Raw genomic sequence first — 1,737 nt, 5'->3', positions numbered from 1 at the left:
CCCAACCCCTAACCTCCCACCGAGACCGGCCAAGCCGCGCGAACAGCGGGCTCCGGGTTAACGCCGCCCGGGCACCCCCTCCCCACAAGCCGAGCACAAGCGACTGCCCAACAGATCCGCGGACATCACCGCCCCGCCGCAAAGCAGCGCCCGTCAGCCGCGTGCTCCCACCGTTCGCGTCTGGGCGCCGTACACCCGGACCGTTCGTTCTGCAGGCCCGCCCAGGTGCACATACAGCGGGCACGTCAGGGCGCGTGTTACCGGGTCGACCTCCGCGCAGAGCCCGATCCCGGCCGCGCGGTCGAGGAACACCGCGTTCTCCACCGCGCGCGCGCCGCGCACCGCGTACGGCACGGAATCGGCGTCTCCGGTGTCGAAGAGCTCCTCGAACGTCAATCGCCGTGCGAAGCGCATCAGCACCTCCGCGTCCACCACACGGCTGCCGATGGCCGCCGCCGGGCCCGCCACGACGATGCCGAAGCTGGGGTTCTCCCGCCCTCGGACGTAGATCTCCCGGTCGGGCTCCAACCCCCTGCGGCGCCCGAAGATCTGCACCCCGAACCCGGCTTCCCCGTTCAGGTACGCGGGCGGGCCGACCCCGTCGCGGACGCGCAGCGCACCCGCCGGCATCTCCCAGCCCGGCAGGTAGACGCCGAGCCCCCGCAGCAGCAGCCGCCAGATGGGCCGCCCGGTCACCTCGTGCGCGTACTCGCCCCCTGGCTCCCCGGCACCCCGTGCACCGCCCGCGTCCCCAACGCCGTCCATGACGATCATCATCAGCCGCCGCTCCCCCTCCGGCAAGGCCCCGCTTCCCTTACTGCGGCGGCGCGGCCGGGTCGGCTACCGTTGAACCACCCGGATCTCGACGAGGACGCAGCCGTGAACCTGCAGGACATGATGGTGCAGCACGACAGCTCGTCGCGCACCGTCGACAAGTACCTGATGTCCCACGAGGGACGCGTCATCGCCGTCCGCCGCCACCCCGCCGTCCTGATCCCCGCGGTCGCCCTCGTCGTCGGCGGCCTGGTCGCCTGCGGCGCGATCGCGGCCATCACCGGCATCCTGTGGATCTGGTGGCTGTGGCTGCCCACCCTCGGCTACCTGGTGTGGAAGATCGTCGCCTGGTCACTGGAGTTCTTCCTCGTCACCGAGCACCGCGTCATGGTGGTCAAGGGAGTGCTCAACCGCAACGTCGCGATGATGCCGCTGTCCAAGGTCACCGACATCACGCTGAACCGCTCCATGGCAGGCCGTGTGCTCGGCTACGGCCAGTTCCTCACCGAGTCCGCGGGCCAGAGCCAGGCCATCCGGGCCATCAACTTCATGCCGTACCCGGAGCAGCTCTATCTGGAGGTCTCCTCCGTGATCTTCGGCTCGATCGACGAGTCCCCCGACTGACCTCCCTTCCGCTCTGCACCGCCCGGCCCGTACCACCGCGGATGCGGCTCGCAGTCGTGTCCGCGAACGGCCTCCGGCTTGGTGATTCTCGTCCTCTGTGGGGATGTCCCGACATGTCCACCGGGCGTACTTTAAAGAGCCGCAAGGAAGGAGACCGGCCATGTCTGAGTCGGTTCATCAGGACCTTCCCGTCCCCCACCACGACACGCACATCGCCTTGCGGATGTCCGCGGAACAGATCCTCGTGATCCGTAAGGCGGCCGAGCTGGCCGGCTGGACGGTCACCGACTACGTGCTGGCCACCGTCCTCGACCGTGCCGAACGAGACCTCCACGTGCA

At 69.5% G+C, this 1,737-nt stretch carries 2 protein-coding genes; one reads left to right on the top strand and one right to left on the bottom strand.

Annotated elements, in window-relative coordinates:
• Window positions 1-153: 153 nt before the first annotated feature.
• A complete protein-coding gene (locus E1200_RS33105; RefSeq protein WP_243709053.1) occupies window positions 154-801 on the bottom strand; it encodes a hypothetical protein in 648 nt (215 codons plus the stop codon).
• A 78-nt stretch (window positions 802-879) separates the two neighbouring features.
• Here E1200_RS33105 and E1200_RS33100 point away from each other — a divergent pair, with 78 nt between their 5' ends.
• A complete protein-coding gene (locus E1200_RS33100) occupies window positions 880-1,398 on the top strand; it encodes a PH domain-containing protein (RefSeq protein WP_243709052.1) in 519 nt (172 codons plus the stop codon).
• Window positions 1,399-1,737 lie beyond the last annotated feature (339 nt).

Origin of the sequence: Actinomadura sp. GC306, from assembly GCF_004348665.1 — a bacterium.
Classification (GTDB): domain Bacteria; phylum Actinomycetota; class Actinomycetes; order Streptosporangiales; family Streptosporangiaceae; genus Spirillospora.
Note: the sequence above shows the minus strand (reverse complement) of the source record. Positions and strands in the feature narration are given on the sequence as shown.